Source organism: Brachybacterium sp. AOP25-B2-12 (genome assembly GCF_052378625.1).
Classification (GTDB): Bacteria; Actinomycetota; Actinomycetes; order Actinomycetales; family Dermabacteraceae; genus Brachybacterium.
The window spans coordinates 1-4,277 of the sequence record NZ_JBQSXW010000041.1; the positions used below are offsets into that span (position 1 = coordinate 1).

Sequence of the window (4,277 nt, forward strand, 5' to 3'; positions counted from 1 at the left end):
CGATGTCGATCGCGGCAATTCGCCGCACGGGTGACGACCTCGCGAGCATCGCGGACCAGATCAGACTCGGTCGTGCGGCGAGCCGGTCAGGCGACGTCCTCGGCGCCATTCATGCTCACGCTCACCTTCTTGAGGCGTTCGCCCAAGCCGTCCATGACCGCGCAGCCGAAGCGGCACTCCGCCCGCTCTACTCGCTCACTGGCGCGATCGTGACGCGAACCTTCCGCGCCGTCGAGGTGGACGGCTGGGACGGGCATGAGCGAGTGCTCGACGCGCTCCGCGCCAGTGATGAAAGTCGCGCTGCTGGCCTTGTGACAGACCATCTCGAGGCGATGATCGCGGTGGTCGTTTCGTTGTGACCGCCCGTCAACGCATCACCGCGATCAACCCAGTATTCCCAGGGTTGACTGCGGCAGGCGACGCATCAGCGACCCGTCGGGCCTTTGCCCGCATATCTCATGTGCAGGTCTCACTCCCCGGCGGCACGAGCTCGCGCGGAGCGTAAGAGAAGATGCGTTTGGCCTCGGGCTGTGGTCACGCTTTCGCTGTCGATCGCGAAGACTTCGAGAACCCGAGACTTCGTCAGCACGGCGTCGGGGTGTCCGTGTGCGCGCAACTGCCCCTCGGCGAGGAGGAGCATGTCGTCCGTGTAGCGGATCGCGAGGTCGAGGTCGTGGAGGGCGCAGAGGACCGTTACCCGAAGGTCTTGCAGGAGCTCCATGAGGGCGAATCTGTGCTGGACGTCGAGGTGGTTCGTGGGCTCGTCCAGCACCAGCAGAGTGGGGTCGTGACGGAGGGCTCGTGCGAGAAGTGCGCGTTGCAGTTGTCCGCCGGAGAGAGCCGCGACTGGTTCGGTCGCGAGTTCGTCGAGTCCGACGCGCGCCAGGGTGCGATTGACCTGGTGCGTGGAGAGTTTCTGAGGGCCCAGAGCGACGAGTTCGGTCACGGTGACGTCGGGAAGGGGCCCCGTGTGTTGCCGGAGAACTCCGATCTTCCGAGCCCTGTCGCGAGCGCACATCGTGCTGATGTCTTCACCGTCGACCGTGACGGTGCCGGTGAAGGCCGGATGGTATCCGGTAAGGAGGCTCAGGAGAGTTGACTTGCCGCATCCGTTGGGTCCGACGACGGCGACGATCTCACCCGCTGCGATTGTGGCGCTGACGTTGTCGAGCGCGCGCCGTGGTCCGTAGTTCACGGACACGGCGTTGAAAGCCACTTCGGATGGCGTCGTATGCGATGAGCTCATGAGAGGGCCATGGCGCGATTCTTGCGCATGAGGAGGATGAAGATTGGCACGCCGATCGCCGCGGTGAAAATCCCGACTGGAAGCTCTGACGATGCTAGCACGGTGCGCGCGGCGAGGTCCGCCGAGCTGAGCAGGATCGCCCCCAGCAACGCAGACACGGGAATGACGCGCTTGTGCATACCGCCCACGAGGAGACGGGCGATGTGCGGCACGATGAGGCCCACGAAGCCGATAGTCCCCGAGACGGCGACTGCGGCGCCGGTCATCAGGGAAGCGAGAGCGAAGACGAGCACCCGGGAACGCCCCGGATGCACCCCTGACGCGGCCGCTTGAGCGTCTCCGAGGCCGAGGAGGTCAAGGCGCCCGCTAGACATTGCGACGAGAACGATCGCGACGATGATCACGGGGCCGATGACGAGCAGCAGTCGCCATTGGGCGCCTGCCAGACTCCCGAGAAGCCAGAACATCACCTGCTGAGTGGCATCGGAATTCCCGGATCGGATGAGGAGAAAGGACATCACCCCTCCGAGAAGTTGACCGATCGCGACTCCGGACAGCACCAGTCGGCCTGCGGACATCCCCCAGCGTGAGGTCGCTGTGGCCGCGACGATGATTCCGGTCGCAGCGGCACCGACGAAAGAGGCGACCGGGAGCAACAGCACTCCGAAGGTGGCAACACCGACGGAAGTGATGACCAGGACCGCCGCGACCCCGGCTCCGGAAGACAGGCCGAGGACGTAGGGGTCGGCGATGGGGTTGCGGACGAGGACCTGTGCGCACGCTCCGGCGACTGCCAGGGCGGCGCCGACCACTGCGGCCTGCAACACGCGCGGCATGCGTAGTTCCCAGACGATGAAATCCAGGGAGCCAAGCTCGGGTTTTCCCGCCACGCGCCCGGAGATGACCTCGATCACCTCTCCGGGGGCGATCGATACCGCGCCGACACCGACGCTGATCACCATCACTGTCAGAAGCAGGAAGAGGAGCCCGATGAGGATGGCGGTCAGAGGGATGGCGCGCAGGGCCCCGGTTCGGCGTCTGCGCGTCTCCTCAGGAAGCATTCGCGACCGCATCCGCGATGATCTGGACGGCGTCCGCATTCAGCAGGCTCGGTGACAGGAGGATGCGCTGCGGCACCACGACGACGTTCTCGTTCTTGACGGCGTCGGTCTCGGCCAACAGCGGGCTGGCCATGATGGCCGCCTTCAGGTCCTCATCGCTGGAATCCGCGAAACCGGACACCACCACGATCACAGCCGGGTTGGCCTCTGTCACCGCCTCCGCAGACAAGCTTGCGAAGTCCTGGAGCTGGTCACGGGCGATGTTGGTACCGCCGGCCAAGGTGATGATGCCGTTCGCTAAGCTTGATCCGCCGTTGGTGTTGATGCCCGCGCCAGCGTCGGGCACGGAGGACAAGCTGAGCACGGGCACGTCTGCGTCCCGCGAGGCCGCCGTCGCGTCTGAGACCTGAGTACGAATCCGGTCGATCAGCTCCTCGCCACGCTCGGTAACGTCGAATGCATCGGAGAGCGCGCTTATATACCTGTACGTCTCATCGATGTTGTCCACCGGGACATCCTGCACCGCGCCGCAGGCGGACAGGGCGGCAGATCCCGCGGACTCCAGCTGATCGACAGACGCGGTGCCGTCGAAACCGCCGAACTCGTACTGCGAGATTCCCGTGACCAGGTCCGGGTCGGAGGCGATCACTGCCTCAGCTGACCCCTGTCCGTCGTCAAGAACGGGCACTGCGTCGAGTTGAGCGCGGATGTCTCCGGAGAAGTCGGTCTTGAAGTCTGGAGCCGCAGTGCCCACAACCGTGTCGCCGAGTCCGAGTTCGATGAGAAAGGCCGCCGCTCCGGCGTCCATGGTCACAACGCGCTCGGGGACGGATTCGAGTGAGACAACCGCCGGGCATGTGGGGTCGGTAACGACGTCGGCGGCGCCGGTGGGAGAAGCCGAGGAGCCGGCGGAGTGCCCGCTGTGGTCGGAATGGTCCATCGACCCGCCACCGCATCCCGCGAGGGCGGCGATCGTCAGGGTGGCGAGGAAAGCAGAGGGGAGGATGCGTCGCGAAGTCACCCCTTAACTCTACATCATGTAGAGATAACGGCCTCGCCGCGAGCTTCTGGATGCCACGGGTACTCCATCACGCTGCAGATTCGGTGAGCGACGGCGCGGGAGTCGAACCGATCTACGAGGTGCAGGGCCATGTCGATTCCGGCCGACACGCCGGCGCTCGTGACGACATCGCCAGAGTCGACCCATCGTTCGCCCGACGAGATGCGCGCTGACGGGTGGGACTTCTGGAGCTGGCCGCGGGCCATCCAGTGGGTCGTCGCATTGATCCCGTCGAGAAGGCCAGCAGCGCCGAGCACCTGGGCGCCAGTGCACACGGACGCCATCGTTGCTCCCTGTTCAGCGAGGCGCGAGATCCGCCCGACCTGTTCGAGATCCCCCGCGAGGATGTCGGCACCGCGACCACCCGGGACTATAAGAAGATCGATGGGGCGGTCGCCAAGGCTACCGTCGACATCGACGGTGAGCCCCTTCGCGCAACGGACCGACTTGCCGTCCAAACTCACCGCACGCACGTCGACGCGTCGGTCACCAAGCTCCGCCCAGAAGCGGAGCACTTCCCAGGGACCGATTGCATCGAGTTCCTCGGCCCCGTCGAAGAAAAGCACGTCGACTGCGAGGTCGGGCGCGTTCGTAGTCGAACCGAGGAAGCTCATCGCATCAACACGAGCGAGTGCGAATGCGCCGCCGGCGTGTAGTACGCCCTCGACCTCGCCGTCCGTGAGCTCACGGTCGGCGACCACGCTCACCGTGGATACGCCACCCTCGACGAGATCGATGTTCACCTCTTTGACGCCGCGCACAGCAATCAACTGCGCGGTGACCGTCTCGACACAACCGTGACAGGTCAAGCCCGTCACCGGGGAGCTCCATGTGTTCGTGCTCATTTTCAACCTTCCGTTAGCTTCGGATGCGACTGCCGTCTCCCAGCCGCACGCGTTCCCTTTCAATC

5 protein-coding genes are annotated in these 4,277 nt (G+C 65.2%); 1 reads left to right on the forward strand and 4 read right to left on the reverse strand.

Annotation, left to right across the window (positions count from 1 at the left end; all coding sequences use genetic code 11):
- On the forward strand, window positions 1-359 hold a 359-nt coding region (locus tag ACT3TZ_RS14885), incomplete at its 5' end, for an FCD domain-containing protein (RefSeq protein WP_052302535.1).
- A 110-nt stretch (window positions 360-469) separates the two neighbouring features.
- Here ACT3TZ_RS14885 and ACT3TZ_RS14890 read toward each other — a convergent pair.
- From ACT3TZ_RS14890 to ACT3TZ_RS14905, 4 genes are all read right to left on the reverse strand, one after another.
- Complete coding sequence (locus tag ACT3TZ_RS14890; RefSeq protein ID WP_444584200.1) at window positions 470-1,216, reverse strand: ABC transporter ATP-binding protein; 747 nt, start codon at window positions 1,214-1,216, stop codon at window positions 470-472.
- Between the two features lie 26 nt (window positions 1,217-1,242).
- The gene (locus tag ACT3TZ_RS14895) at window positions 1,243-2,307 is read right to left on the reverse strand and encodes a FecCD family ABC transporter permease (RefSeq protein WP_069600538.1); all 1,065 of its coding nucleotides are present in this window, start codon (window positions 2,305-2,307) and stop codon (window positions 1,243-1,245) included.
- Window positions 2,297-3,328, reverse strand: coding sequence for an ABC transporter substrate-binding protein (locus tag ACT3TZ_RS14900; protein WP_069600539.1), 1,032 nt, complete (start codon window positions 3,326-3,328; stop codon window positions 2,297-2,299). The genes ACT3TZ_RS14895 and ACT3TZ_RS14900 overlap by 11 nt, the downstream gene beginning before the upstream one ends.
- Window positions 3,329-3,342: 14 nt before the next feature.
- Window positions 3,343-4,277, reverse strand: a 935-nt coding sequence (locus tag ACT3TZ_RS14905) for a DJ-1/PfpI family protein (protein ID WP_444584201.1), incomplete at its 5' end; no start/stop codon positions are given.

Bases quoted from the DNA above. Each gene is read 5' to 3' on its own strand.
- ACT3TZ_RS14895 (WP_069600538.1), bottom strand. From the start codon at position 2,307: ATGCTTCCTGAGGAGACGCGCAGACGCCGAACCGGGGCCCTGCGCGCC.